At 73.7% G+C, this 25,264-nt stretch carries 24 protein-coding genes and 1 pseudogene; 20 read left to right on the plus strand and 5 right to left on the minus strand.

Annotation, left to right across the window (positions count from 1 at the left end; all coding sequences use genetic code 11):
- Positions 1-4 precede the first annotated feature (4 nt).
- Complete coding sequence (locus tag ACF07S_RS05640) at positions 5-733, minus strand: MBL fold metallo-hydrolase (protein WP_391962105.1); 729 nt, start codon at positions 731-733, stop codon at positions 5-7.
- Between the two features lie 169 nt (positions 734-902).
- Between ACF07S_RS05640 and hrcA the strand changes: the two genes are divergently transcribed.
- The 9 genes from hrcA to ACF07S_RS05685 all read left to right on the plus strand — a co-directional run bounded on the left by hrcA (position 903) and on the right by ACF07S_RS05685 (position 11,586).
- Positions 903-1,919, plus strand: a complete 1,017-nt coding sequence (gene hrcA / locus ACF07S_RS05645; protein ID WP_356315179.1) for a heat-inducible transcriptional repressor HrcA — start codon at positions 903-905, stop codon at positions 1,917-1,919.
- Positions 1,919-3,055 carry a molecular chaperone DnaJ gene (gene dnaJ / locus ACF07S_RS05650; RefSeq protein WP_391962104.1) on the plus strand — a complete coding sequence of 379 codons (1,137 nt, stop codon included), beginning with the start codon at positions 1,919-1,921 and terminating at the stop codon, positions 3,053-3,055. The genes hrcA and dnaJ overlap by 1 nt, the downstream gene beginning before the upstream one ends.
- A 213-nt stretch (positions 3,056-3,268) precedes the next feature.
- Positions 3,269-4,342: a nitronate monooxygenase gene (locus ACF07S_RS05655; protein WP_391962103.1), complete on the plus strand. Its 1,074-nt coding sequence runs from the start codon at positions 3,269-3,271 to the stop codon at positions 4,340-4,342.
- Entirely contained in the window at positions 4,339-5,079 is a 741-nt protein-coding gene (locus tag ACF07S_RS05660; RefSeq protein WP_391973504.1) for a 16S rRNA (uracil(1498)-N(3))-methyltransferase, read from the plus strand. Before ACF07S_RS05655 ends, ACF07S_RS05660 begins: the two co-directional genes overlap by 4 nt.
- A gap of 127 nt (positions 5,080-5,206) precedes the next feature.
- Positions 5,207-5,761, plus strand: coding sequence for a hypothetical protein (locus ACF07S_RS05665; RefSeq protein WP_391962101.1), 555 nt, complete (start codon positions 5,207-5,209; stop codon positions 5,759-5,761).
- 46 nt (positions 5,762-5,807) lie between these two features.
- Positions 5,808-9,089, plus strand: a complete 3,282-nt coding sequence (locus ACF07S_RS05670; protein ID WP_391973505.1) for a S41 family peptidase — start codon at positions 5,808-5,810, stop codon at positions 9,087-9,089.
- Positions 9,090-9,307: 218 nt separating this feature from the next.
- A complete protein-coding gene (locus ACF07S_RS05675) occupies positions 9,308-9,661 on the plus strand; it encodes a histidine triad nucleotide-binding protein (RefSeq protein ID WP_391962099.1) in 354 nt (117 codons plus the stop codon).
- Between the two features lie 6 nt (positions 9,662-9,667).
- Positions 9,668-10,573: a ribonuclease Z gene (locus ACF07S_RS05680; RefSeq protein WP_391962098.1), complete on the plus strand. Its 906-nt coding sequence runs from the start codon at positions 9,668-9,670 to the stop codon at positions 10,571-10,573.
- A 20-nt stretch (positions 10,574-10,593) separates the two neighbouring features.
- The gene (locus tag ACF07S_RS05685) at positions 10,594-11,586 is read left to right on the plus strand and encodes an adenosine deaminase (RefSeq protein ID WP_391962097.1); all 993 of its coding nucleotides are present in this window, start codon (positions 10,594-10,596) and stop codon (positions 11,584-11,586) included.
- A gap of 3 nt (positions 11,587-11,589) precedes the next feature.
- Here ACF07S_RS05685 and ACF07S_RS05690 read toward each other — a convergent pair whose 3' ends face one another.
- A complete protein-coding gene (locus ACF07S_RS05690) occupies positions 11,590-12,918 on the minus strand; it encodes an MFS transporter (protein WP_391973506.1) in 1,329 nt (442 codons plus the stop codon).
- A 182-nt stretch (positions 12,919-13,100) separates the two neighbouring features.
- Positions 13,101-13,895 carry an IclR family transcriptional regulator gene (locus ACF07S_RS05695; protein ID WP_391962095.1) on the minus strand — a complete coding sequence of 265 codons (795 nt, stop codon included), beginning with the start codon at positions 13,893-13,895 and terminating at the stop codon, positions 13,101-13,103.
- 233 nt (positions 13,896-14,128) lie between these two features.
- On the opposite strand from ACF07S_RS05695, the gene ACF07S_RS05700 reads away from it, so the two are divergent.
- The 11 genes and pseudogenes from ACF07S_RS05700 to era all read left to right on the plus strand — a co-directional run bounded on the left by ACF07S_RS05700 (position 14,129) and on the right by era (position 23,529).
- Positions 14,129-14,542, plus strand: coding sequence for a hypothetical protein (locus ACF07S_RS05700; protein WP_391973507.1), 414 nt, complete (start codon positions 14,129-14,131; stop codon positions 14,540-14,542).
- A 504-nt stretch (positions 14,543-15,046) separates the two neighbouring features.
- A pseudogene (locus ACF07S_RS05705) lies at positions 15,047-15,265 on the plus strand (5-dehydro-4-deoxyglucarate dehydratase); the annotation flags it as partial.
- Positions 15,262-16,617, plus strand: a complete 1,356-nt coding sequence (locus ACF07S_RS05710) for a glucarate dehydratase family protein (protein ID WP_391973508.1) — start codon at positions 15,262-15,264, stop codon at positions 16,615-16,617. The pseudogene ACF07S_RS05705 and the gene ACF07S_RS05710, both read left to right, overlap by 4 nt.
- A 137-nt stretch (positions 16,618-16,754) precedes the next feature.
- Positions 16,755-17,876 (plus strand): carbohydrate kinase family protein, encoded by a 1,122-nt coding sequence (locus ACF07S_RS05715; protein ID WP_391962092.1) that lies wholly within the window; start codon positions 16,755-16,757, stop codon positions 17,874-17,876.
- A 209-nt stretch (positions 17,877-18,085) separates the two neighbouring features.
- The gene (locus ACF07S_RS05720) at positions 18,086-19,156 is read left to right on the plus strand and encodes a PhoH family protein (protein ID WP_391962091.1); all 1,071 of its coding nucleotides are present in this window, start codon (positions 18,086-18,088) and stop codon (positions 19,154-19,156) included.
- 12 nt (positions 19,157-19,168) lie between these two features.
- Entirely contained in the window at positions 19,169-19,666 is a 498-nt protein-coding gene (gene ybeY, locus ACF07S_RS05725; protein ID WP_391962090.1) for an rRNA maturation RNase YbeY, read from the plus strand.
- Positions 19,663-20,973 (plus strand): hemolysin family protein, encoded by a 1,311-nt coding sequence (locus ACF07S_RS05730; RefSeq protein WP_391962089.1) that lies wholly within the window; start codon positions 19,663-19,665, stop codon positions 20,971-20,973. The genes ybeY and ACF07S_RS05730 overlap by 4 nt, the downstream gene beginning before the upstream one ends.
- The gene (locus ACF07S_RS05735) at positions 20,970-21,329 is read left to right on the plus strand and encodes an MmcQ/YjbR family DNA-binding protein (RefSeq protein ID WP_391962088.1); all 360 of its coding nucleotides are present in this window, start codon (positions 20,970-20,972) and stop codon (positions 21,327-21,329) included. Before ACF07S_RS05730 ends, ACF07S_RS05735 begins: the two co-directional genes overlap by 4 nt.
- A gap of 21 nt (positions 21,330-21,350) precedes the next feature.
- A complete protein-coding gene (locus tag ACF07S_RS05740; RefSeq protein ID WP_391962087.1) occupies positions 21,351-21,704 on the plus strand; it encodes a cytidine deaminase in 354 nt (117 codons plus the stop codon).
- A 195-nt stretch (positions 21,705-21,899) separates the two neighbouring features.
- Positions 21,900-22,379 (plus strand): hypothetical protein, encoded by a 480-nt coding sequence (locus ACF07S_RS05745; RefSeq protein ID WP_391962086.1) that lies wholly within the window; start codon positions 21,900-21,902, stop codon positions 22,377-22,379.
- Between the two features lie 163 nt (positions 22,380-22,542).
- Positions 22,543-23,529, plus strand: a complete 987-nt coding sequence (era, locus tag ACF07S_RS05750; RefSeq protein ID WP_391962085.1) for a GTPase Era — start codon at positions 22,543-22,545, stop codon at positions 23,527-23,529.
- Between the two features lie 51 nt (positions 23,530-23,580).
- Here the strand turns inward: era and ACF07S_RS05755 are convergent, their stop codons facing one another.
- Positions 23,581-23,847 carry a protealysin inhibitor emfourin gene (locus tag ACF07S_RS05755; protein WP_391962084.1) on the minus strand — a complete coding sequence of 89 codons (267 nt, stop codon included), beginning with the start codon at positions 23,845-23,847 and terminating at the stop codon, positions 23,581-23,583.
- A 21-nt stretch (positions 23,848-23,868) separates the two neighbouring features.
- Positions 23,869-24,939, minus strand: a complete 1,071-nt coding sequence (locus ACF07S_RS05760) for a M4 family metallopeptidase (protein ID WP_391962083.1) — start codon at positions 24,937-24,939, stop codon at positions 23,869-23,871.
- Positions 24,940-25,264 lie beyond the last annotated feature (325 nt).

Consider the following 25,264-nt stretch of genomic DNA (forward strand, 5'->3'; position numbering starts at 1 on the left):
CTGATCAGCGCGACACGCCGAAACGGGCCGCCAGGGCGTCGCGCTGGGCCCGGACGAACGCCGCGTCCACCACCGCCCCGTGACCGGGGACGTACCGCGCGTCCTCGCCGCCCAGTTCCAGCAGCCGGTCCAGGGCGGCCGGCCAGCGCGAGGGCACGGCGTCGGGTCCGGCCTGCGGTTCTCCCGACTCCTCCACCAGGTCGCCGCAGAAGACCACCTCCGGGTCGCCGGGGACCAGCACCGCGAGGTCGTGCGCCGTGTGCCCGGGGCCCACGTTCGCCAGCAGCGCCTGCCGGCCGCCGCCCAGGTCGAGCGTCCACTCGCCGCTGACCGGGTGCCGCGGCCGGACCAGGGCGTCCACCGCCTCCTCCGCCAGGCGCGCGTCCAGCCCGCCCCGCACCGCGTCGGCGCGCAGCTCCTCCCGCCCGCGGCCGGTCAGTGCCGTGTCCATGCCCACAGCGCCGAACACCTCCGCGCCCGCGAACGCCGCCGCCCCGAGCACGTGGTCGAAGTGCGGGTGGGTGAGCGCGAGATGCGTCACACGGCGGCCGGTGAGCGCCTGCGCCTCGGCCCGCAACCGCGCGCCCTCGCCCAGGTGGGAGCCCGCGTCGACGAGCAGCACGGCGTCCGGGCCCACGACCAGCCCCGCCGTGCAGTCCCACACCGGCAGCCGGCACCGTCCCACCCCGTCGGACACCCGCTGCCATCCCGGCTCTTCCCACGTCACGGTCATACCGCGACGCTAGCGGGGACGGCGTCCCGGGGCGCGGGGGACGGACCGGCCTTGCCGGGGGCGTACCCCCCGGCCGTACACTGGCCGGGGAAGTCTGGCACTCGCGTGCGAAGAGTGCCAGGGAGTGTCAGGGAACGCGTCGGGCGGAAGGCTTCTGGAGGTGTGCGCGATGCTCAGTGAACGCAGGCTCCAGGTGCTGCGCGCCATCGTCCAGGACTACGTCGGCACCGAGGAGCCGGTCGGCTCCAAGGCGCTCACCGAGCGGCACAACCTCGGCGTCTCCCCGGCCACCGTGCGCAACGACATGGCGGCCCTGGAGGACGAGGGCTTCATCGCCCAGCCGCACACCAGTGCCGGGCGCATCCCCACCGACAAGGGCTACCGGCTGTTCGTCGACAAGCTCGCCGGGGTCAAGCCGATGAGCCCGCCCGAGCGGCGGGCCATCCAGAACTTCCTCGAGGGCGCCGTCGACCTCGACGACGTGGTGGCCAGGACGGTCCGGCTGCTCGCGCAGCTGACCCGGCAGGTCGCCGTCGTGCAGTACCCGTCGCTGACCCGCTCGACGGTGCGGCACGTGGAACTGCTGTCCCTCGCCCCCGCGCGTCTGATGCTGGTGCTGATCACCGACACCGGCCGGGTCGAGCAGCGCATGGTCGACTGCCCGGCGCCGTTCGGCGAGTCGTCCCTGGCGGATCTGCGCGCGCGGCTGAACAGCCGGGTCGCGGGCCGCCGGTTCGCCGACGTGCCGGGCCTGGTGGAGGACCTCTCCGACGCCTTCGAGGCCGAGGACCGCGGTACGGTCTCGACGGTGCTCTCCACTCTCCTGGAGACGCTCGTCGAGGAGAACGAGGAGCGGCTGATGATCGGCGGCACCGCCAATCTCACCCGCTTCGGCCATGACTTCCCCCTCATGATCCGGCCCGTGCTGGAGGCGCTGGAGGAGCAGGTCGTGCTCCTCAAGCTGCTCGGCGAGGCGAAGGATCCGGGCGTGACCGTGCGTATCGGTCATGAGAACGCCCATGAGGGACTCAACTCCACGTCCGTCGTGTCGGTGGGCTACGGTTCGGGCGGCGAGGCGGTTGCCAAGCTCGGCGTGGTCGGACCGACCCGCATGGACTACCCGGGAACGATGGGAGCGGTACGCGCAGTGGCACGGTACGTCGGACAGATCCTGGCGGAGTCGTAGTGGCCACGGACTACTACGCCGTACTCGGCGTGCGCCGCGACGCGTCGCAGGAGGAGATCAAGAAGGCCTTCCGGCGGCTCGCCCGCGAGCTGCATCCGGACGTCAACCCGGATCCGAAGACCCAGGAGCGGTTCAAGGAGATCAACGCCGCCTACGAGGTGCTGTCGGACCCGCAGAAGAAGCAGGTCTACGACCTCGGCGGCGACCCGCTCTCGCAGGCCGGCGGCGCCGGCGCCGGCGGTTTCGGCGCGGGCGGCTTCGGCAACTTCTCCGACATCATGGACGCGTTCTTCGGTACGGCGTCGCAGCGCGGGCCGCGCTCGCGCACCCGCCGGGGCCAGGACGCGATGATCCGCATCGAGATCGAGCTGGACGAGGCCGCCTTCGGCACGACCAAGGACCTCCAGGTCGACACGGCGATCGTCTGCACCACGTGCAGCGGGGAGGGCGCCGCCCCGGGCACCACCGCGCAGACCTGCGACATGTGCCGCGGCCGCGGTGAGGTCTCGCAGGTCACCCGGTCCTTCCTGGGCCAGGTCATGACCTCGCGCCCCTGCCCGCAGTGCCAGGGCTTCGGCACCGTCGTCCCCACTCCGTGCCCGGAGTGCGCCGGCGACGGCCGGGTCCGCTCCCGGCGCACGCTCACCGTCAAGATCCCGGCCGGTGTCGACAACGGCACCCGGATCCAGCTCGCCGGCGAGGGCGAGGTCGGACCCGGCGGCGGTCCCGCCGGTGACCTGTACGTCGAGATCCACGAGCTGCCGCACGCGCAGTTCCAGCGGCGCGGCGACGACCTGCACTGCACCGTCACCCTCCCGATGACGGCGGCGGCCCTCGGCACCAAGGTGCCGCTGGAGACACTGGACGGCATGGAGGAGGTCGACATCCGGCCCGGCACCCAGTCCGGCCAGTCGATCCCGATGCACGGCCGGGGCGTCACCCACCTGCGCGGCGGCGGCCGGGGCGACCTCATCGTCCACGTCGAGGTCCAGACCCCGGGCAAGCTCGACCCCGAGCAGGAGCGACTGCTGCGGGAGCTGGCCAAACTGCGCGGCGAGGAACGCCCCACGGGCCAGTTCCAGCCGGGACAGCAGGGGCTGTTCTCCCGTCTGAAGGACGCCTTCAACGGGCGTTGACGGTGCGGTGGGGCCGCGTGCGCCGGGCGGCCGCCGGGTCCGGGGGCCGTCCCCCGGGCGGGCGCGGCCGGCCGGGGCGGCAGGGGCCGTCCTCCCGTCCGAGGGACGCCTTCGACGGGCGTCGACACCCCTGCCGGCGCCCTTCGGGAAGCGGCTCGCGCCAAGGGGAAGGGCGGGTTCGGAGTCGATCGGGGGACGTGGCAACATGCCGTCATGTCCTCCGTACCGACCGATCTCCTCCCGCACCCGATCGTGCAGGCGCCCATGGCGGGCGGTGTCTCCGTGCCGCAGCTCGCCGCCGCCGTGTCCGAGGCCGGCGGGCTCGGTTTCCTGGCCGCCGGGTACAAGACCGCGGACGGGATGTACCAGGAGATCAAGCAGCTGCGGGGACTGACGGGCCGGCCCTTCGGCGTCAACCTCTTCCTGCCGCAGCCGGAGACCGCCGACCCGGCCGCCGTCGGCGTCTACGCCCACCAGCTGGCCGGCGAGGCCTCCTGGTACGAGACCGCGCCGGGCGACCCGGACGGCGGCCGCGACGACGGCTACGACGCCAAGCTCGCCGTACTGCTGGACGACCCGGTGCCGGTGGTGTCGTTCCACTTCGGCGTCCCGGCCCGTGAGGTACTGGACTCCCTGCGCCGCGTCGGCACCTTCACGCTGGTCACCGCCACGACCGTGGAGGAGGCCCGGGCCGTGGAGCGGGCCGGCGCGGACGCGGTGATCGCGCAGGGCGTCGAGGCCGGCGGCCACCAGGGCACCCACCGGGACGTCCCGGAGACGGACGGCTCCGGCGTCGGGCTGCTGTCCCTCCTCGCCCAGGTCCGGGAAGCCGTCGGCATACCGGTCGTCGCCGCCGGGGGCATCATGCGCGGCGGCCAGATCGCCGCCGTCCTCGCCGCCGGGGCCGTTGCGGCCCAGCTCGGCACGGCCTTCCTCGCCGCCCACGAGTCCGGCGCGCACACCCTGCACAAGCAGGCCCTGACCAACCCCCTGTACGTCCGCACCGAGCTGACCCGCGCCTTCTCCGGCCGCCCGGCCCGAGGCCTGGTCAACCGGTTCCTGCGCGAGCACGGGCGGTACGCGCCCGCCGCCTACCCGGACGTCCACCACCTCACCGCGCCGCTGCGCAGGGCCGCCGCCAGGGCCGGGGACGCGCAGGGCATGGCGCTGTGGGCGGGACAGGGCCACCGCATGGCCCGTGAGCTGCCCGCCGGGCGGCTGGTGGAGGTGCTGGCCGCCGAACTGGCCTCCGCCCGGACGGCGTTGTCGGCGGGAGGCACCCGATGACCGCGCCGGTGTTCGTCGTCGACCACTTCGACACCGACGGCGCCGGCCGTTACGTGCTCGACGGCCCCGAGGGACGGCACGCCGTCTCCGTGAAGCGGCTGCGGGCCGGTGAGGACGTCGTCCTCACCGACGGCGCCGGCCGCTGGGCCGAGGGCGAGGTGGACGGCACCGAGGGCAAGGACCGGCTGGTCGTGCGGCTCGGCCGGGTCGCCGAGGAGCCCGAGGAGTTCCCCCGGCTCACCGTCGTGCAGGCGCTGCCCAAGGGAGACCGGGGCGAGCTGGCCGTGGAGACGATGACCGAGGTCGGCGTCGACGCGATCGTGCCGTGGCAGGCGGCCCGCTGCATCACGCAGTGGAAGGGCGAGCGCGGGGCGAAGTCCCTCGCCAAGTGGCGGGCGACGGCCAGGGAGGCCGGCAAGCAGTCCCGCCGGGTGCGCTTCCCGGAGGTCGCGGACGCGGCCACGACCAGGCAGGTCGCCTCGCTTCTCGCCGAAGCCGACTTCGCCGCCGTACTCCACGAGAGCGGCACCGAACCCCTGGCGACGGCCGAACTGCCCGCCTCCGGCCGCATCGTGCTGGTCGTCGGCCCCGAAGGCGGCGTCTCCCCGGAGGAGTTGGCCCTGTTCGAGGAGGCCGGCGCCCGCGCCCACCGGCTGGGCCGCAGCGTGCTGCGCACCTCCACCGCCGGAACGGCCGCCGCGGCCCTGCTGCTCGGCCGCACGGGCCGCTGGTCCTGACCGTCCCCCGGGGGCGGCGCCCCCGGGACCGGGAAAGGGCGGCGGGGGGCGCAGGAACGCCCCGGCGCTCCGTACGTGGCCGTATGCGCTCTACCGCCCCGCCCGTGACGGTGGCAGTCTGCCGTCCATGGGGGCGACGAAAAGGGCTCCGCGAGGGGCGCGTTGGTGGCGGCGGCAGGCGCTCGCCGCCGGGTTCGTGGTGGCCGCCGTGGGCGGCGCCGTGGCGTGCGAGGGCGGCGGCCTGAGTTCCGCGGCCATCGCGTTCACCACCGACGAGGCCGTGACCGAGGAGCTCGACCGGCGGAAGGCCGGGGTGCGATGGCTCAGCTGCACCGCGTCCCTCGGGGACGGGGGCGAGTCGTCGTCCTCGCCGCGGGCGGGAGGCGAGGACACCGTCGCCTCCGTCGACTGCGAGGGCGAGACCCGGGACGGCGAGGAGATCACCGTCACCGGGAAGGTCACCCACGCCGTCAACGGCGCCTGTGTGCGCGGGAACATCACCGCGAAGGTGGACGGAAAGCAGGTGTTCCGGGTCGACGGCCTGGGCGACTGCGACTCCACCAGCCCGCCGGGCGTGGGCGAACCCACCCACCGCGGGCCGGACCCCACCGTCACCGTGACCGTCACGACGACCGTGTGGTGCGAGCGGTACCCCTCCTGTCGCCCCGTCGAGGGCAAGTGACCGAAACCCCTGTCCGGGACCGTCCGCGCCTGCATAGGGTGACCGGGTGACACAGCCTGCACCGGTCGCATCCGCCGCTTATCTCCGGTTCCCGCACCCGCACGGCGAGTTGGTCGCCTTCACCGCCGAGGACGACGTGTGGCTCGCCCCGCTCGACGGCGGCCGGGCCTGGCGGGTCAGCGCCGACAACGTGCCCGTGACCCACCCCCGGATCTCGCCCGACGGCACCACCGTCGCCTGGACCTCCACGCGCGACGGCGCCCCCGAGGTGTACGTCGCGCCCGCCGACGGCGGCCCCGCCCGGCGCCTGACCCACTGGGGGAGCCACCGGACGCAGGTGCGCGGCTGGACCGCGGACGGGCGGGTCCTGGCGATCACCACCCACGGCCAGCCCAGCCCGCGCCGCACCTGGGCCCGTGCCGTCCCCCTCGACGGCGGTCCCGCCGCCACGCTGCCCTACGGCCCCGTCGGCGACGTCGCCCACGGGCCGCACACCGTGCTGCTGTCCGCGCCGATGGGCCGCGAGGCCGCCTGGTGGAAGCGCTACCGGGGCGGCACGGCGGGCAAGCTGTGGATCGACCGGGACGGCGAGGGGGAGTTCGTCCGGCTGCACGAGGACCTGGACGGAAACATCGAGTACCCGCTGTGGGCGGGGACGGGGGTCCCCCCGGTCCGGGCGGAGCCGGGGGCTTCGGGAAGGATCGCCTTCCTCTCCGACCACGAGGGCACCGGCGCGCTGTACTCCTCCCTCGCCGACGGCTCCGACCTGCGCCGCCACACCCCCCTCGGGGGCACCTCCCGCTCGGGCGAGGCCGGGAGCGGGGGAGGCTTCTACGCCCGGCACGCCGCCACCGACGGCACTCGCGTCGTCTACTCCAGCGCCGGCCGGCTGTGGCTGCTGGACGACCTCGACGGGGCCGAGCCGCGCCCGCTCGACATCCGGCTCGGCGGGCAGCGCGTCGACCTCCGGCCGTTCCCGGTCAACGCCGCCCGCTCGTTCGGCTCCGCCTCCCCGGACCACACCGCGCGCGGCAGCGCCGTCTGCGTCCGCGGCACCGTCCACTGGGTCACCCACCGCTCCGGCCCCGCCCGCGCGCTCGGCGCGACCCCGGGCGTACGGGCCCGGCGGCCGTGCGCCTTCCGCGTGGACGGCGAGGAGTGGGTGGTGTGGGTGACCGACGCCGAGGGCGAGGACGCCCTGGAGTTCGCCCCCGCCACCGGCCTCGCCCCGGGCGCCACCCCGCGCCGCATCGCCGCCGGCCGGCTCGGCCGGGTCGTGGAGCTCACCATGGCCCCCGACGGCAGCCGTGCCGCGGTCGCCTCCCACGACGGCCGGGTCCTGCTCGTCGAGCGGGAGACCGGCGAGGTCCGGGAGATCGACCGCAGCGAGGACGGCGACGTCTCCGGGCTGGTCTTCTCGCCCGACTCCGCCTGGCTCGCCTGGTCCCACCCGGGGCCGCGCCCGCTCAGCCAGCTCCGCCTCGCGAGCACCACCGACCTGTCGGTCACCGAGGCCACCCCGCTGCGCTTCCAGGACTACGCGCCCGCCTTCACCCTCGACGGCAGGCACCTCGCGTTCCTGTCGGCCCGCTCCTTCGACCCGGTCTACGACGAGCACGTCTTCGACCTGGCCTTCGTCGAGGGCGTCCGTCCGTACCTGATCACCCTCGCGGCGACCACCCCGTCCCCGTTCGGTCCGCAGCGGCACGGCCGCCCCTTCGAGACACCGGACCGGGAGGAGACCCCCGACAGCGAGGGCGCCCCGGCCACCCGGATCGACCTCGACGGCCTCGCCGACCGGATCGTGCCGTTCCCCGTCGAGGCCGCCCGCTACGGCAACCTGCGCGCCGCGAAGGACGGGGTGCTGTGGCTGCGGCACCCGGTGCGCGGGGTGCTCGGCGCCTCCCGGGCCACCCCCGACGACCCCGACCCCAAGACCGACCTGGAGCGCTACGACCTCGCCCAGCAGCGCATCGAGCACCTGGCCGTGGACGCCGACCACTTCGAGGTCAGCGGCGACGGCAAGCGGGTGCTGCTGTGGACCGACGGCCGGCTGAAGGTCGTCCCCAGCGACCGGCGCGCCTCCGGCGACGAGGACAGCGACAGCAACATCACCGTCGACCTCGGCCGGGTGCGCCAGTTCATCGACCCGGCCGCCGAGTGGCGGCAGATGTTCGACGAGAACGGCCGCATCATGCGGGACAACTTCTGGCGTCCCGACATGAACGGCGTCGACTGGGACGGCGTCCTCGACCGCTACCGTCCCGTCCTCGACCGCCTCGCCACCCACGACGACCTCGTCGACCTGCTGTGGGAGGTGCAGGGCGAACTCGGCACCTCGCACGCCTACGTCACCCCGCCCGGCGGATACGGCCGCGGCGCCCGGCAGGGACTGCTCGGCGCGGACATCTCCCGGCACGAGGACGGCAGCTGGCGCGTCGACCGCGTCCTGCCCTCGGAGACCTCCGACCCCGACGCCCGCTCCCCGCTCGCCGCGCCCGGCGTGGCCGTGCGCCCCGGCGACGCGATCGTCGCGGTCGCCGGGCAGCCCGTCGACCCGGTGACCGGGCCGGCACCGCTGCTGGTCGGGACGGCGGGCAGGGCGGTCGAGCTGACCGTGTCGCCGGCCGGGGGCGGGGATCCCCGGCACGCGGTCGTGGTGCCGCTCGCCGACGAGGAGCCGCTGCGCTACCACGCCTGGGTCACCGGCCGGCGGGCGTACGTACTGGAGAAGTCCGGTGGACGGCTCGGATACATCCACGTTCCCGACATGCAGGCGCCCGGGTGGGCGCAGATCCACCGCGATCTGCGGGTGGAGGTGCTGCGCGAGGGGCTGGTCGTGGACGTGCGGGAGAACCGGGGCGGGCACACCTCGCAGCTGGTCGTGGAGAAGCTGGCCCGGCGGATCGTCGGGTGGGACCTGCCGCGGGGGATGCGGGCGGAGAGTTATCCGCGGGACGCGCCCCGGGGACCCGTCGTCGCCGTCGCCGACGAGTTCTCCGGGTCGGACGGGGACATCGTCAACGCGGCGATCCGGGCGCTGGGGATCGGGCCGGTGGTCGGGACCCGCACGTGGGGTGGCGTGATCGGGATCGACAGCCGGTACCGGCTGGTCGACGGCACCCTCGTCACCCAGCCCAAGTACGCCTTCTGGCTGGAGGGTCACGGCTGGGACGTGGAGAACCACGGGGTCGATCCCGACGTGGAGGTCGTGCAGCGGCCCCAGGACCACGCGGCCGGGAGGGACGTGCAACTGGACGAGGCGGTGCGGCTGGCGTTGGCCGCGCTGGAGACCGCGCCGGCGAAGGTGCCGCCGGCGCTGCCGTGAGCGGGGGCGGTCGCGCGGCCCGGCGCTCCCGGGGTGCCTCCCGGGGCACTTCGGGCGAGCGGGGCACCCCCGTCGCCCCCGAGGCGGGACTGCCCGCGGGTGCGCGGGCGCGGACCTCGAGCGCGGGAAGAACGCCACCGTCCGGGGGGACTGCCCGCGGGTGTGCGGGCGCGGATACGATGCCCCGGTAAGAGATCATCCGCGGGAGGAGGCCACGCATGGCAGGGGAGCCGCAGGACGACTGTCTGTTCTGCAAGATCGTCGCGGGGACCATTCCGGCGACGGTCGTGCGAGAGACCGAGACGACCATCGCGTTCCGTGACATAAATCCCCAGGCGCCCACCCACGTCCTGGTGATCCCGAAGGCGCACCACGAGGACGCCGCGGCCCTCGCCGCCGCCGAGCCCGGGATCGCCGCGGACGTGCTGCGCGAGACGCGGGCCGTCGCGGACGAGGAGAAGCTGGAGAGCTACCGGATCATCTTCAACACCGGCAGCGGCGCCGGCCAGACCGTCTGGCACGCGCACGCCCACGTCCTGGGCGGTCGCGGCCTCGAGTGGCCCCCCGGGTAACCCGCCTTGTCCGTACGCGAACTGGTGGTGCTCGGCACCGCCAGCCAGGTACCCACCCGGCACCGCAACCACAACGGCTATCTGCTGCGCTGGGACGGCGAGGGCATCCTGTTCGACCCCGGCGAGGGCACGCAGCGCCAGATGCTGCGCGCCGGGGTCGCCGCCCACGACCTGAACCGGATCTGCGTCACCCACTTCCACGGCGACCACTCGCTCGGGCTCGCCGGGGTGATCCAGCGCATCAACCTCGACAAGGTGCCGCACGGGATCACCGCGCACTTCCCGCGCTCCGGGCAGCGCTTCTTCGACCGGCTGCGGTACGCCACCGCCTACCGGGAGACCGTCGCCCTCACCGAGGCCCCGGTCGACGCGGACGGTCCGCTCGCCCGCACCCCCGGCTACACGCTGGAGGCCCGGAAGCTGTCCCACCCCGTCGAGGCCTACGGCTACCGGCTGGTCGAGCCCGACGGCCGGCGCATGCTGCCCGACCGGCTCGCCGCGCACGGCATCGAGGGCCCGGACGTCGGCCGCATCCAGCGCGAGGGCACGCTCGGCGGGGTCCCGCTGGAGGAGGTCAGCGAGGTGCGGCGCGGGCAGCGGTTCGCGTTCGTCATGGACACCCGGCTGTGCGACGGGGTGTACGCGCTCGCCGAGGACTGCGACCTGCTCGTCATCGAGTCGACGTTCCTCGACGAGGACGAGCGGCTCGCGGCCGAGTTCGGTCATCTGACCGCCGGTCAAGCGGCGCGGGTGGCGCGCGACGCGGGCGTACGGCATCTCGTCCTCACCCACTTCAGCCAGCGCTACACCGACCCGGCGGAGTTCGAGCGGCAGGCGCGGGCGGCCGGGTACGAGGGCGAGCTGAGCGTGGCGCACGATCTGCAGCGGGTGGGACTTCCGAAGCGTCGGTGAAACGGCCGTACGATATTTCGATGCCCGTACCCAAAGCCGAACTCCACCTTCATATCGAAGGCACCCTCGAACCCGAGCTGGCCTTCGCGCTCGCCGCGCGCAACGGCGTCGAGCTGCCGTACGCCGACACCGGCGCGCTCCGGGAGGCGTACCGCTTCCAGGACCTGCAGTCCTTCCTGAACCTGTACTACGAGCTCATGGCGGTGCTGCGCACCGAGCGGGACTTCGAGGACCTCGCCGACGCCTATCTCGCCCGTGCCGCGGCCCAGGGCGTACGGCACGCGGAGATCTTCTTCGACCCGCAGGCGCACCTGGCGCGCGGCGTCGGCATGGGCACGGTGGTCGAGGGGCTGTGGCGGGCGCTGGGCAGGAGCGAGGGGACGCACGGCGTCTCCACCCGGCTGATCATGTGCTTCCTGCGGGACGAGTCCGCCGGGTCGGCCCTGGCGACCCTGGACGCCGCGAGGCCGTACCTGGACCGCATCACCGGTGTCGGCCTGGACTCGGCCGAGGCCGGGCATCCGCCGGTGAAGTTCCGCGAGGTGTACGAGGCCGCCGCCGCGCTGGGCCTGCGGCGCGTGGCGCACGCCGGCGAGGAGGGGCCGCCGGAGTACATCACCGAGGCGCTGGACGTCCTCGGCGTCGAGCGCGTCGACCACGGGCTGCGCTGCGTGGAGGACCCGGCGCTGGTGGAGCGGCTGGTGCGCGACCGCGTCCCGCTGACCCTGTGCCCGCTGTCGAACGTCCGGCTGCGCACGGTGGACACCCTCGCCGCCCATCCGCTGCCCGCGATGCTCGACGCGGGCCTGATGTGCACGGTCAACTCCGACGACCCGGCCTACTTCGGCGGCTACGCCGGGGACAACTTCGACGCGGTGCGCGAGACGCTGGGCCTCGGCCCGGAGCGCCTGCGCGAGCTGGCCCGCAACTCCTTCCTCGCCGCCTTCCTGGAGGACGACGAGGAGCGCAGGTCCCGCTGCCTGGCCGAGGTGGCGGCGTACGACTTCGGGTAGCCCTCAGCGCTGCCCGGGCGCCCGGGCGGCGGCCGCCGTGTCGTAGGCGCCCCGGGCCGGGGCCGGGGTGCCCTCCACGGGGATCCGTACCACCGCCTGCTCCGGGGCGCCGATCTCGGGCACCGTGCCCGTCGGCGTCCCCGTGGCCGCGGCGACCAGGGCCGCCGGGTGGCCGCCGCGGCGGCGGACCGCGCCCGGCAGCAGCGGCCGTCCGCCGGTGTGCAGGGCGACGGCGGTCATCGGGACGGCGACCAGCAGCAGGCCGGCGCCGAGCACCGCGCCCATCACCGGGAACCCGGCCTGCGCGGACAGCACACTGCCGGTCAGCGGTCCCGCCGCCGTGCCCAGCGACGACGCCGAGCCCACCAGCACGGCCCAGCGCCCCCGCGGATCCAGCGAGGCGGCCAGCCCGATCAGGTACGACAGGACCACCGGGTACATCGTGTTCCAGGCGATCTCGCCGCCGGCGAAGCCGACCAGGCCGTCCGCGGAGGCGGTGAGCGCGATGCAGCCGGCGATGAGCACGGTGCCGCCGCCGATGGGCAGGGCCCGCCCCATCCGCGAACCCAGCGCGCCCGCGCACACGACGCCCAGCAGCCCGGCGCCCAGCGCCACCGCGAAGACGACCCCCACGGCCGGCTCGGACAGGTGCGCCTGGCCGACCCCGATGCGGCCGCTCACGCCCCACAGCGCGTTCTGCGCGAGCGACCACAGCAGCATGGCGCCGGCCAGCACCAGTCCCGAGCGCCGGTGCGGCAGGCGGGCGGCCGTACCGGCTTCGGCGTGGCGCGGAGCGGGCGTGCCGGCGGGCAGCCGGGAGGTCAGCGGCCACACGGCCAGCGCGGTGAGGGCGATGGCGGCCAGGGTGAGCCCGTGGCCGGGCAGATGAGGCACCGTCAGGTACAGCAGCCCGGCGAGCGCGGAGACACTGAGCAGTCCGAGGGTGGAGGCGCGGTGCGGATCGCGTTCCGCGGCGATCCGGGTGGCGGCGACGGTCGTCGCCGTGCCCGAGCCGAAGCCGCCGACCACGGCACCGGCGACGACGGCCGGCACGGCGGTGGTGAGGGCGGCCCCGCCGTAGCCGACGACGGCCAGTACGAGACCCAGCCGGGCCAGGGTCCGCGCCCCGGCCCGCTCCACGCGGGAGGCGAGCAGGAAACCGGCGGTGGCCGAGCTCAGCAGCAGCGCGCTGCCGACGGCTCCCGCCTGGGTCGCGGTCAGGCCGAGGCCGCGTTCGAGCCGCCCGACGGTGGTCGGGAGGAGGTACGGGGCGAGGTACCCGGCCGTGAAGAGGGCGACGAGGGGCCAGGGGGTGGTGCGAGGGGCGAACACGGGCGTTCCCAGGGCATGCGAAAGGGACGGTGCGAGGAATGCGGGAAAGGGGCGACGACCGTCGACTGACAGGAGCGCGCGGGCAATTTGTATCAAGCCGGGGGACGGCCGGGGGAGGGCGGCCGGTGTGATCTGGATCACTCTTGCGTTTGTGGTCCGCGAAGGGCGGGTAGCAGTGGTCGCTATCGCCAGTGAACGGCCCCGCCACCTGCGGGAACGACGGCCTCCACCTTCGCCCGGATCTCCCGCATCACGGCGACGATCCGCTCCTCGCGCTCCGGTGTCAGCCGGGCCACCGGCACCGAGCAGCTGAGGGCGTCCTGCGCGGGGGAGTCGTACCGCAGGGCGAAGCCGAAACCGACGATCCCGGGCACGCCCTCCTCCCGGTCCACCGAGTGGCCGCGCTCGCGCACCCCGGCCAGATCGGCGGCCAACGACGCGCGGGAGGTGTGGGTGCGGGGCGTGGCCGCCTCGTACGGGCCCTCGGGCAGTTCCTCGTCCGGCCGCTCCGCCAGCAGTGCCTTGCCCAGCGCACCCATGTGCGCCGGCAGCCGCCGTCCGACGCGGCTGATGGTCCGCAGGTACTCGTGCGACTCGCGGGTCGCCAGGTACGCCACGTCGTACCCGTCGAGCCGCCCCATGTGGATCGTCTCGCCCAGCGCCTCGGAGGCCTCGTCGAGGTAGGGCCGCACCACCCGCACCCGTGGATCGGAGTCGAGGTAGCTGGTGCCGGTGAGCAGGGCGTGGATGCCGATGCCGTACAGCGAGCCGGTGACGTCGGTGCGGACCCAGCCGCGCGAGACCAGGGTCTGCAGCAGCGCGTACATCGAGCTGCGCGGCACCTCCAGCGCGTCCGCCAGCTCCTGAAGACGGGCGGGGCGGTCACCGCGCGCGGCGAGCAGTTCCAGCAGCTCCACCGTCCGCGCGGCGGACTTCACCTCGCGCACGCCCCCGGCCGCGCCCCCTGTTTCCGGCATGCGCCGATCGTAGACCGGCGTGGCGGCCGGTCCGCCGACAGTGCTCGACGGTGCGGCCCCGGGCCGGCCCGCCGGGTGGGGATTTCCCGTCGTCGTCGGCACGTGTGCACACGGATCGCCTGCCGGCCGCCCCGTGGTACGTCCATACTCGAGGCACGGCGACCGATGTCCCGCATCGCCGTTCCGGGCTCCCGCCCTCACCGTGAAGGGATCGGACGAAGGGTTTCATCCGCATGCACGCGAAGGACGCCGCCGACCGCCCCGGGTCCGGCCTCACCCGTCCGGCATTCGTTCCCCCCGGCGCGACCAGGGTGACGGGGAGGGACTTCCGCGAGGCCGCCCATCGCTACGGCGTCCTCGACGCGCTGCTGGGTTCGGGGCTGGACGCGGCCCGGGTGCAGGTCTTCCACGACCAGGAGGGCGACGGTGTCCACTGGGTCGTCACCCTGGACGGCGGGCGCACGGCCGTGCTGACCGACGACACGGAGCAGCACGTGGGCCACCTGGAGGGGCCGTGGCCCTTCAAGGCCCTGTTCATCGGCCCTGACGGTGTCCGAACGGAGATCGACCACTCGGTCGGTGACCTCACGGCCCACGTCGTCAGGTGGTGCACCGGGGCCGCGGGACCCCGGACCGACCCCCGCTGACCGGCAACCGGGCCCCGTCCGGCTCCCTGTGGGCCGGGGGAGGGCTCCGGTGAAGGGGGTTCGGCGTCTTCCGGGCCGCCCCGGCGCGTCGGGCACCACCGGAACACCGTCCGGTCCTTCCCGCCGCGGTGTCGCACCACCCGGCTCGCCCGGCGGTCTCCCGCCACCGCCCCGCGAAGGGCCGCCGGGCCCGTCCTGGCCGGTCGTCGCCCTGGCCCTCCACGCCGAGGGCGCATGACCATTGACGACTCACGTTCGCGTATCTAATCTCCATCTTCATACATGGATGACGTCTACATGGGGAGATGGAGGACGGTGAGTCCCGAAACGGGAACGAGCGGTGCGGCCGACGTGGCGGGGCGCCTGGAGGACGGCTTCCGCGCCTGCCTCGGGGCCCGGCTCGCCACCGGCCCGGGCGCCGTCCTCCCCGCCCGCGGCACCGGCGGGTTCTTCTCCCTGGGCGAGGACGAGGACGAGGACGAGGACCGCCGGGTCGTCGCCGTCACCGTCGAGAAGCTGCTGCGCGACCTCCACGTCCCGCTCGCCGGACTGCGCGAGCGCGTCCCCGGATGCGCGGTGTCGCCGGTGAAGGCGGCGGCCCGGCTGCGCGGACGCCCCGTCGGCCCCGTGCGCGCCCCGCTCACCGCCCCCTCGGACCGGGACCTCGCCGACCTCAGGACCCTGCTCACCGCCGGACCCGACCTCGTAGGAGCCGCCCTGTGACCACGCCGAAGCACGACCTGACCGTGACCGAGGTCCGGCTGACGCCGGTCCTCGTCGCCGACCCGCCCCTGCTCAACACCCAGGGCGTCCACCAGCCCTACACCCCCCGCCTGATCATCGAGGTGGTCACCGCCGACGGCACCGTCGGACTGGGCGAGACCTACGGCGACACCAAGTACCTGGACCTGGCCGAGCCGCTCGCGGACAAGCTCGTCGGCCGCCGGGCCGGCGACCTCAACGCGCTGTTCGCCGAGGCCGGCGAGATCGCCGTCGACGCCTCCCAGGTGTCCGGGAAGGTCGACGTCGGCGGACTGCGCGGCGTGCAGACCGCCGACAAGCTCCGCCTGTCCGTGCTCTCCGGCTTCGAGGTCGCCTGCCTCGACGCCCTCGGCAAGAGCCTCGGCCTGCCCGTGCACGCCCTGCTCGGCGGCAAGGTGCGCGACGCCGTCGAGTACAGCGGCTACCTGTTCTACAAGTGGGCCGGCCACCCGGAGGGCGTCGACTGCGAGCAGGACGACTGGGGCGCCGCCGTCGACCCGGCCGGCATCGTCGAGCAGGCCCGGCGCTTCAAGGAGCGGTACGGCTTCACCTCCTTCAAGCTCAAGGGCGGCGTCTTCCCGCCCGACGAGGAGATCGCGGCCGTCCGCGCCCTCGCCGCCGCCTTCCCCGGCCACCCCCTGCGCCTGGACCCCAACGGCGCCTGGTCCGTGGAGACCTCCCTGACGGTCGCCGAGGAACTCGGGGACGTCCTCGAATACCTGGAGGACCCCGCCCTGGGCACCCCCGCCATGGCCGAGGTCGCCGCCCGCCTGCGGGGGGCGGCGCGCAGCGCCTCGGGCGAGGGCGGTGGTGGGCGACGGGCGGGCGTCCCCCTCGCCACCAACATGTGCGTCACGACCTTCGCCGAGATCGAGGAGGCGTTCACCCGGGGCGCCGTCCAGGTCGTCCTCTGCGACCACCACTACTGGGGCGGACTGCGCAACACCCAGCAACTCGCCGCCGTCTGCCGCACCTTCGGCGTGGGCGTCTCCATGCACTCCAACACCCACCTCGGGATCAGCCTCGCCGCCATGACCCACGTGGCGGCCACCGTGCCCGACCTCCACCACGCCTGCGACTCCCACTACCCCTGGCAGTCGGAGGACGTCCTCACCGAACGCCTCACCTTCGAGGGCGGTGCCGTCCGGGTCTCCGACGCGCCCGGCCTCGGCGTCGAACTCGACCGCGACCGACTGGCGTTCCTGCACCGGCGCTGGCTCGACGACGACGGCTCGCTGCGCGACCGCGACGACGCGGCGGCCATGCGCGTCGCCGACCCGGACTGGACCACCCCGGCCGTGCCGCGCTGGTGAGACGCCCGCCGTCCCCCTCCTCCCCCTCCGCCGCGATCGGAGCCGCTCGTGTCCGCGGGGCCGGCGTGACGGCGGTCGCCCGTCCGTGGCGTGGTGCACACTGGCTGGATCCGCACCACGTCAGGGAGCGCACCGTGATGGCGTCCACCCGGAAGGCACTCACCCAGGGACCGAACTGCTCCCCCCAGATCGATCCCCTCGCCGCCCTGCGCACACCGGGCGATCCCCCCTGGGACGTCTATCTCACCGGCACCGTCTTCCTCGACATCGTCTTCACCGGGCTCGACTCCGCCCCGGTACGCGGGACCGAGTCCTGGGCCCGCGGGATGGGGTCGAGCCCCGGCGGCGTCGCCAACATGGCCACCGCGCTGGCCCGCCTGGGCCTGCGCACCTCCCTCGCGGCGGCCTTCGGCGACGACCACTACGGCGAGTACTGCTGGGACACGCTGCACCAGGGCGAGGGCATCGACCTCTCCCCGTCGCGCACCGTGCCCGGCTGGCACTCGCCGGTCACCGTCTCCATGGCCTACGAGGGCGAGCGCACGATGGTCTCCCACGGCCACGAACCGCCCCCCGGGGAACCGGCCCCCGACCGCCCGCCCCGCGCACGGGCCGCCGTCGCCTCCCTCACCCCCGGTCACAGCGCCCCCTGGATCGCCCAGGCCGCGCGCAAGGGGGCGAGGATCTTCGGCGACGTCGGCTGGGACGACACCGGCACCTGGGATCTGGCCGCGCTGCCCGACCTGCGGCACTGCGAGGCGTTCCTGCCGAACGCGGAGGAGGCCATGCGCTACACCCGCACCGACTGCCCCCGCGCCGCCGCGCACGCCCTCACCGAGCACGTCCCGGTCGCGGTGGTCACCCTGGGCGCGCAGGGCGCGTACGCGGTGGACCGGCGTACGGGGGAGACCGCCTCGGTGCCGGCCATCGAGGTCGAGGCGCTGGACCCGACCGGCGCGGGGGACGTGTTCGTCGCGGGGTTCGTCACCGGCACGCTGGCCGGCTGGCCGCTGGCCGACCGCCTCGCCTTCGCCGGCCTCACCGCCGCGCTGTCCGTCCAGGAGTTCGGCGGTTCGCTGTCGGCGCCGGGCTGGACGGAGATCGCGGCGTGGTGGCGCAGGGTGCAGTCCGTCGACGGGCAGGACCCCGCTGCGCTGCGGCGGTACGGGTTCCTGGCGGACCTGGTCACGGAGGAACTGGTACGGCCGTGGCCGCTGCGGCGGGCGGTGCCGACGATCGGCTTCCGCCGGTCGGCCTGACGAGCGGGGCCTGCCCCGCGCCCCGCTCCCGGGGCCCCGCACCCGTTCCCCGGGCCCCGCCCACCACCACCCGGCTCGGACGGACGGGGAACCGGCCGTCGAAAAGGCCTACGGCGTTGTCACCCGCGCGTCGTACCCTGGGAGTCGCGAGGCCGCCCTCAGCTGTGCGGCCGTGACGAGGAGGAACCGCAGGCCTTCAGCGCCGGCCCATGACTCAGACACCCACAGCTCACACCCCCGCGCAGGGGCAGGCGAGAGTGCAGCTGACCATCCCCGCCCAGCACCCCATGGTGACCGTGCTGGGTTCCGGGGACTCGCTCCTGCGCGTCATCGAGAAGGCCTTCCCGGGGGCCGACATCCACGTCCGGGGCAACGAGATCAGCGCGGTCGGCGACGCATCGGAGGTCGCCCTCATTTCGCGCGTGTTCGACGAGATGATGCTGGTGCTCCGCACCGGGCAGCCGATGACGGAGGACGCAGTGGAACGCTCGATCGCCATGCTCAAGGCGAGCGAGGACGGGGAGAGCGACGGCCAGGAGACCCCGGCCCAGGTGCTCACGCAGAACATCCTGTCCTCGCGAGGCCGCACGATCCGTCCCAAGACGCTCAACCAGAAGCGCTATGTGGACGCGATCGACAAGCACACCATCGTCTTCGGCATCGGCCCGGCGGGCACCGGAAAGACGTACCTCGCCATGGCCAAGGCGGTACAGGCCCTGCAGTCCAAGCAGGTCAACCGCATCATCCTGACCCGGCCCGCCGTCGAGGCGGGGGAGCGGCTCGGCTTCCTGCCCGGCACGCTCTACGAGAAGATCGACCCGTACCTGCGCCCGCTGTACGACGCGCTGCACGACATGCTCGACCCGGACTCGATCCCCCGCCTGATGGCGGCGGGCACGATCGAGGTCGCCCCGCTGGCGTACATGCGCGGCCGCACGCTGAACGACGCCTTCATCATCCTGGACGAGGCCCAGAACACCAGCCCCGAGCAGATGAAGATGTTCCTCACCCGTCTCGGCTTCGACTCGAAGATCGTGATCACGGGTGACGTGACGCAGGTCGACCTGCCGGACGGCACCAAGTCCGGCCTGCGGCAGGTGCAGGACATCCTGGAAGGACTGGACGACGTCCACTTCTCCCGGCTGTCGTCCCACGATGTCGTCCGGCACAAGCTGGTGGGCCGTATCGTCGACGCGTACGAGCAGTACGACAGCCAGCACGGCACCCAGAACGGCGCTCACAAGGGCGGCCGGGGCAAGTCCGGGCACAAGGGGAAGTAGACCGAGCACCAGATGTCGATCGACGTCAACAACGAGTCCGGAACCGAGGTCGACGAGCAGGCGATCCTCGACATCGCCCGGTACGCGCTCGCGCGGATGCGCATCCACCCGCTCTCCGAACTCTCGGTGATCGTCGTGGACGCCGGAGCCATGGAGCAGCTGCACATCCAGTGGATGGACCTGCCCGGGCCGACGGACGTCATGTCGTTCCCGATGGACGAGCTGCGGCCGCCGTCCAAGGACGACGACGAGCCCCCGCAGGGGCTGCTCGGCGACATCGTGCTCTGCCCCGAGGTCGCCGCCCGGCAGGGCGAGGAAGCGGAGACGCAGCACACCATGGATGAGGAGCTCCAGCTGCTCACCGTCCACGGTGTGCTGCACCTGCTCGGCTACGACCACGAGGAACCGGACGAGAAGGCCGAGATGTTCGGCCTGCAGGCCGCCATCGTGGACGGCTGGCGCGCGGAGAGGGGCCTGACCGGCCCCTCCCCGGCTCCGACCGTGTCATGAGCCCCCAACTCGTCCTCGGCGCGGTCGCTCTGGTCGTCGTCGCCTGGCTGGCCGCCTGCGCGGAGGCCGGCATCGCCCGCGTCTCCAGCTTCCGCGCCGACGAGGCCGTACGCTCCGGCCGGCGGGGCAGCACCCGGCTCGCGCAGATCGCCGCCGACCCCACCCGCTACCTCAACGTGGCGCTGCTGGTCCGCGTCGCCTGCGAGATGGCCGCCGCGGCGCTGGTCACCCACGGCTGTCTGCGCGAGTTCGACGGGACGGCGGAGGCGCTGCTGATCGCCATCGCGGTCATGGTCCTCGTCTCCTACGTCGCCGTCGGCGTCTCCCCGCGCACCATCGGCCGCCAGCACCCGTTGAACACCGCCACGGCCGCCGCGTACGTCCTGGTCCCGCTCGCGCGGATCATGGGCCCGATCCCGTCGCTGCTCATCCTCATCGGCAACGCGCTCACCCCCGGCAAGGGCTTCCGGCACGGCCCCTTCGCCTCCGAGGCGGAACTGCGCGCGCTGGTCGACCTCGCGGAGGCGGAGTCCCTCATCGAGGACGAGGAGCGCCGCATGGTGCACTCGGTCTTCGAACTGGGCGACACCCTGGTGCGCGAGGTCATGGTCCCGCGCACCGACCTGGTGGTGATCGAGCGGTACAAGACCATCCGCCAGGCCCTCACCCTCGCCCTGCGCTCCGGTTTCTCCCGGATCCCGGTGACCGGCGAGAGCGAGGACGACATCGTCGGGATCGTCTACCTCAAGGACCTGGCCCGCAAGACGCACATCAGCCGGGACGCCGAGAGCGAGCTGGTGTCCACGGCGATGCGCCCGGCCTTCTTCGTGCCCGACACCAAGAACGCCGGCGATCTGCTGCGCGAGATGCAGAAGGAACGCAACCACGTCGCCGTCGCCGTCGACGAGTACGGCGGCACCGCGGGCATCGTCACCATCGAGGACATCCTCGAGGAGATCGTCGGCGAGATCACCGACGAGTACGACCGTGAGCTGCCGCCGGTGGAGGAGCTGGGCGAGGAGCGCTACCGGGTCACCGCCCGCCTCGACATCGGCGACCTCGGCGAGCTGTACGGCCTGGAGGAGTTCGACGACGAGGACGTGGAGACCGTCGGCGGGCTGCTCGCCAAGCACCTGGGCCGGGTACCGATCGCGGGTGCCTCGTCCCTCGTCGCGCTCCCCGACACCCGCGAGCTGCGGCTGACCGCGGAGGCCGCGGCCGGCCGCCGCAACAAGATCGTCACCGTGCTGGTGGAGCCGGTGTCCCCGGCGGACCCGCCCGGAGTGCGGGAGGCGGACCCCGAGTGACCCCGCGGCAGCTGCGCGCCCTGTGCCTGTCCTTCAACGCGGCCGCGGAGGACTTCCCGTTCAACCCGGAGACCTCGGTCTTCAAGGTCCGGGGCAAGCTGTTCGCCCTGACGAACCTGGACGCCAGGCCCCTCACGGTCAACCTCAAGTGCGACCCGGAGGACGCGATCCGGCTCCGCGCCGGCCACCCGGGCCTGATCGTCCCCGGCCACCACATGAACAAGCGCCACTGGAACACGGTGACGGCGGACGGCGGCCTCCCGGACCGCCTGGTCCGGGAGCTGGTCGAGGACTCCTACGACCTGGTGGTGGCCGGCCTGCCGCGGGCCGACCGCCTCCGCCTCGACCGGCCCTGAACGGCCTTTATGCTCAGGTGCATGACCGACAGCAGCGCGCTCGACCCCGAGGACCGCAAGATCGTCACCCTGGCCCGTTCCGCGCGGGCCCGCAACGGCGTGCCCGAGGGGGCGGCCGTACGGGACGAGACCGGACGCACCTACGTCGCCGGGACCGTGGCCCTGGACTCCCTGAAGCTCAGTGCCCTGCGGACGGCGGTGGCGATGGCCGTGGCCTCCGGCGCGAAGTCGCTGGAGGCGGCGGCGGTGGTGACGGAGGCGGAGTCGGCGTCGGCCGGGGACCGCGCGGCCGTGCGCGATCTCGGCGGCCCCGGCACCCCGGTGCTGGTGGCCGGCCCGGACGGGGTGGTCCGGGAGACCCTCACCGCGGGCTGAGGGCCCGCCGCACCACCCCTTGTTACCGTCGGTAAATAGGCCGGAATCACACCTTGTCGCACGCTGCCTCCCGCGCATCAATGGAAACGCCGGACCTGACGTGACGTCAGCCGGCGTGGCACAGCGGGTCCGGACCCCTTCTGCCGAGCAGTTCCCCCACGGAATCCCCCCCCCACGAAAGGGAGCCGGAATCCCATGAGAGGCAACCGGATCGGAACAGGTGCGTCCCTGGTGGCAGGTGCTCTCGCGGTCTGCGGGCTGGCCTTCGCCCCCACCGCCGCCGCCGTCGCCCCCGGATCGGCGACGGTCACCGCCGACTGCGGCAGCTACGGCGGCGGCGAGGCCACCCTCACGGCCACTCAGAACGGCACGTCCGCCACCGTCACCCTCACCACCTCCGCGGTCACCGCGCCCGTCGCCCTGGGCAAGGACTCACTGGTCTCGCAGCTCACCATGGTGAAGGCCGGCGGCGGCACCACCGTCTTCAAGGGCACCAGGAACCCGGCCATGGCGACCGGCGACGCCCTCGAGGTCGGCCCGCTCACCGGGACCGTGGCCGCCGGCGACAGCCTGGAGGCGTACGGCGGTTCGCTGAAGGTGACCGCGTTCGGCTTCATCACCATCACCTGCAGGGCGACCGGCCCGCAGGCACCGGGCCCGTTCGTCTTCGACTGATCCGGGCCGCAGGGGCGGGCGGTACGGACAGGTGACCGACACCGGTGGACGACCCGCCGGACGGCCGGCCGGGGCCGGGCCCCCGCGGGTGCCCGGCCCCGGCCGGTCCGTCGTTCCGGCCGGTGGTACGGCGGTGCTCCGGCGATCAGGGACAATGGGCGGCATGAGTGTTCGTACGCAGTCATCCGAGCAGCCTGCCGACGAGGGGGGCAGCTCCCGCGCCTTCAGGGCTGCGGAGGACCACAGGGCCGGTTTCGCCTGCTTCGTGGGCCGTCCCAACGCGGGCAAGTCCACCCTCACGAACGCTCTGGTCGGGCAGAAGGTGGCGATCACCTCCAACCGGCCGCAGACGACCCGGCACACCGTGCGCGGGATCGTGCACCGCCCGGACGCGCAGCTGATCCTGGTGGACACCCCCGGCCTGCACAAGCCGCGCACCCTGCTCGGCGAGCGGCTGAACGACGTGGTCCGCGCCACCTGGGCGGAGGTCGACGCGATCGGTTTCTGCCTCCCCGCCGACCAGAAGATCGGCCCCGGCGACCGCTTCATCGCCAAGGAGCTCGCCGGGATCAAGAGGACCCCGAAGGTCGCGATCGTCACCAAGACCGACCTGGTGGACGGCAAGGCCCTGGCCGAACAGCTGATCGCCGTCGACCAGCTGGGCCGGGAACTGGGCATCACCTGGGCGGAGATCGTCCCGGTCTCGGCGACCGCGAACAAGCAGGTCGACCTGCTGGCCGACCTCCTGATCCCGCTCATGCCCGAGGGCCCCGCCCTCTACCCCGAGGGCGACCTCACCGACGAGCCCGAACAGGTCATGGTCGCGGAACTGATCCGCGAGGCCGCCCTGGAGGGCGTACGCGACGAGCTCCCGCACTCCATCGCCGTGGTCGTCGAGGAGATGCTCCCGCGCGAGGACCGCCCCGCCGACAAGCCCCTGCTCGACATCCACGCCAACCTGTTCATCGAGCGCCCCAGCCAGAAGGGCATCGTCATCGGCCCCAAGGGCAAGCGCCTGAAGGACGTCGGCATCAAGTCCCGCAAGCAGATCGAGGCGCTCCTCGGCACCCCGGTCTTCCTGGACCTCCATGTGAAGGTCGCCAAGGACTGGCAGCGTGACCCGAAGCAGTTGCGCCGCCTGGGGTTCTGATCCCTCCGCACCGGCCGTGAACGAAGCCGGCGCCCCTGCCCGGCGACCGGGTCACGCGCCTTCCCCCAGCACCCTGCGGATCAGTTCCCGCTGTTCCTCCGTCAGCCGGGGGTCCGCGCAGTACACCGACTTCCCGTCCACCGTGATCCGGTAGCCGAAGCCGTCCGGCACCCCGGGCGGCGGTGTGCCCCGGCCGGCGGCGACGGCCCGCTCGGCCAGGGCGTGCCACTCACGGGCGTCGGCGCGGTCCGAGGTGTCCACCTCGGCCCGCCGCTCGATGCCCGCGAAACCACCGGTGCGTGTGACCTGAATGCGCATGGGTCCGTGTCTAGTACGGAACTACGGCGTCCGCACCCCCACCCGCTCCCACGCCTTGGTCACCGCCTGCAGTTCCTCGCCCTCGCCGTACCGGGCGCGGGCCGCCTTCACCGTCAGGCCCGCGAAGTCCGCGAACAGCGCGTCCTGCTCCAGCTCGCCGCCGGTGAGGACGTCGTACCAGACCTGCCCCGCCCGCTCCCAGGCGTGCCCGCCGAGGGTGGTGGCCGCCAGGTAGAAGGCGTGGTTCGGGATGCCGGAGTTGATGTGCACGCCGCCGTTGTCGCGGCCGGTGCGGACGTAGTCGTCCATCGTCGCCGGCTGCGGGTCCTTGCCGAGGACGTCGTCGTCGTACGCGGTGCCCGGCTCCTTCATCGAGCGCAGCGCCTTGCCCGTGACGCGCGGGGCGAGCAGGCCCGCGCCGATCAGCCAGTCGGCCTCGGACGCGGTCTGGCCGAGCGAGTACTGCTTGATCAGCGCGCCGAAGACGTCCGACATGGACTCGTTGAGCGCGCCGGGCTGGCCGAAGTACGTCAGGTTCGCGGTGTACTGCGTGACGCCGTGCGCGAGTTCGTGCCCGATGACGTCGATGGGGAGGGTGAAGTCGAGGAAGATCTCCCCGTCCCCGTCACCGAAGACCATCTGCTCGCCGTTCCAGAAGGCGTTGTTGTAGTCCCGGTCGTAGTGCACGGTCGCGTCCAGCGGCAGCCCGTCGCCGTCGATGGAGTCGCGGGCGTACACCTCGAGGAACAGCTCGAACGTGGCCCCCAGGCCGGCGTAGGCACGGTTGACGGAGGCGTCCTTGCCGGGCGGGGCGCCCTCGCCGCGCACCGTGTCCCCGGGCAGCTCGGTGCCGTGCCGGGCGTCGTACACGGTGCGGTGCGGTGTGCCGGGCCCGGTCCCGGCGGGCCGGGCTGCGGCCGCGGCACCGATCACCGTGGTCAGACGGCGCCGGGTGCGCTCGTAGGCGTCGCGCTGGAGGGTGCGGCGCGCGGGTCCGGCGAGCGCGGGGTCCCCGGCCTGCGCGAGCCGGTCGAGGACATGCGGCGGGACGATCGTGCAGAAGACGGGCTCGAAGCCCCCGTTGGCGGTCATGTCCGGCACCTTCGCACCGTGTGACGCGCCTGTCACCACCCGCAACCATGATGGGGGAACTCTCCCGCCAGTCCGCCTCCCGTCCCCCCGTGAAGTGGTATACGGCACTTTTCGCCCGGTTCCTCCCGCCGGTCCCGCATACTGATACGGACCCTCGCACGACGGGCGACTCGGTTATGCTGCGGAGCATCATGCGTATCGGGCTGCTCCTCCTTAGCTGCCGCGGCGAGGGTCCCCAGTAGAGGCCGACCCCCTCCCCGCGGAGTCTGGCGTTGCGCCGTCGGCCGTCCCTTCGGACACCCCGCGGACCACCGAGGAGCCCCCG

The organism is Streptomyces sp. NPDC016640, assembly GCF_043076215.1.
Taxonomy (GTDB): domain Bacteria; phylum Actinomycetota; class Actinomycetes; order Streptomycetales; family Streptomycetaceae; genus Streptomyces.

What these genes read in the sequence shown, in the direction of transcription:
- ACF07S_RS05640 (WP_391962105.1), bottom strand. Translation starts at nt 733, where the DNA reads ATGACCGTGACGTGGGAAGAGCCGGGATGGCAGCGGGTGTCCGACGGG.
- hrcA (WP_356315179.1), top strand. Translation starts at nt 903, where the DNA reads ATGCTCAGTGAACGCAGGCTCCAGGTGCTGCGCGCCATCGTCCAGGAC.
- ACF07S_RS05655 (WP_391962103.1), top strand. Translation starts at nt 3,269, where the DNA reads ATGTCCTCCGTACCGACCGATCTCCTCCCGCACCCGATCGTGCAGGCG.
- ACF07S_RS05660 (WP_391973504.1), top strand. Translation starts at nt 4,339, where the DNA reads ATGACCGCGCCGGTGTTCGTCGTCGACCACTTCGACACCGACGGCGCC.
- ACF07S_RS05665 (WP_391962101.1), top strand. Translation starts at nt 5,207, where the DNA reads ATGGGGGCGACGAAAAGGGCTCCGCGAGGGGCGCGTTGGTGGCGGCGG.
- ACF07S_RS05675 (WP_391962099.1), top strand. Translation starts at nt 9,308, where the DNA reads ATGGCAGGGGAGCCGCAGGACGACTGTCTGTTCTGCAAGATCGTCGCG.
- ACF07S_RS05685 (WP_391962097.1), top strand. Translation starts at nt 10,594, where the DNA reads ATGCCCGTACCCAAAGCCGAACTCCACCTTCATATCGAAGGCACCCTC.
- ACF07S_RS05695 (WP_391962095.1), bottom strand. Translation starts at nt 13,895, where the DNA reads ATGCCGGAAACAGGGGGCGCGGCCGGGGGCGTGCGCGAGGTGAAGTCC.
- ACF07S_RS05700 (WP_391973507.1), top strand. Translation starts at nt 14,129, where the DNA reads ATGCACGCGAAGGACGCCGCCGACCGCCCCGGGTCCGGCCTCACCCGT.
- ACF07S_RS05715 (WP_391962092.1), top strand. Translation starts at nt 16,755, where the DNA reads ATGGCGTCCACCCGGAAGGCACTCACCCAGGGACCGAACTGCTCCCCC.
- ACF07S_RS05720 (WP_391962091.1), top strand. Translation starts at nt 18,086, where the DNA reads ATGACTCAGACACCCACAGCTCACACCCCCGCGCAGGGGCAGGCGAGA.
- ybeY (WP_391962090.1), top strand. Translation starts at nt 19,169, where the DNA reads ATGTCGATCGACGTCAACAACGAGTCCGGAACCGAGGTCGACGAGCAG.
- ACF07S_RS05730 (WP_391962089.1), top strand. Translation starts at nt 19,663, where the DNA reads ATGAGCCCCCAACTCGTCCTCGGCGCGGTCGCTCTGGTCGTCGTCGCC.
- ACF07S_RS05740 (WP_391962087.1), top strand. Translation starts at nt 21,351, where the DNA reads ATGACCGACAGCAGCGCGCTCGACCCCGAGGACCGCAAGATCGTCACC.
- ACF07S_RS05745 (WP_391962086.1), top strand. Translation starts at nt 21,900, where the DNA reads ATGAGAGGCAACCGGATCGGAACAGGTGCGTCCCTGGTGGCAGGTGCT.
- era (WP_391962085.1), top strand. Translation starts at nt 22,543, where the DNA reads ATGAGTGTTCGTACGCAGTCATCCGAGCAGCCTGCCGACGAGGGGGGC.
- ACF07S_RS05755 (WP_391962084.1), bottom strand. Translation starts at nt 23,847, where the DNA reads ATGCGCATTCAGGTCACACGCACCGGTGGTTTCGCGGGCATCGAGCGG.
- ACF07S_RS05760 (WP_391962083.1), bottom strand. Translation starts at nt 24,939, where the DNA reads ATGACCGCCAACGGGGGCTTCGAGCCCGTCTTCTGCACGATCGTCCCG.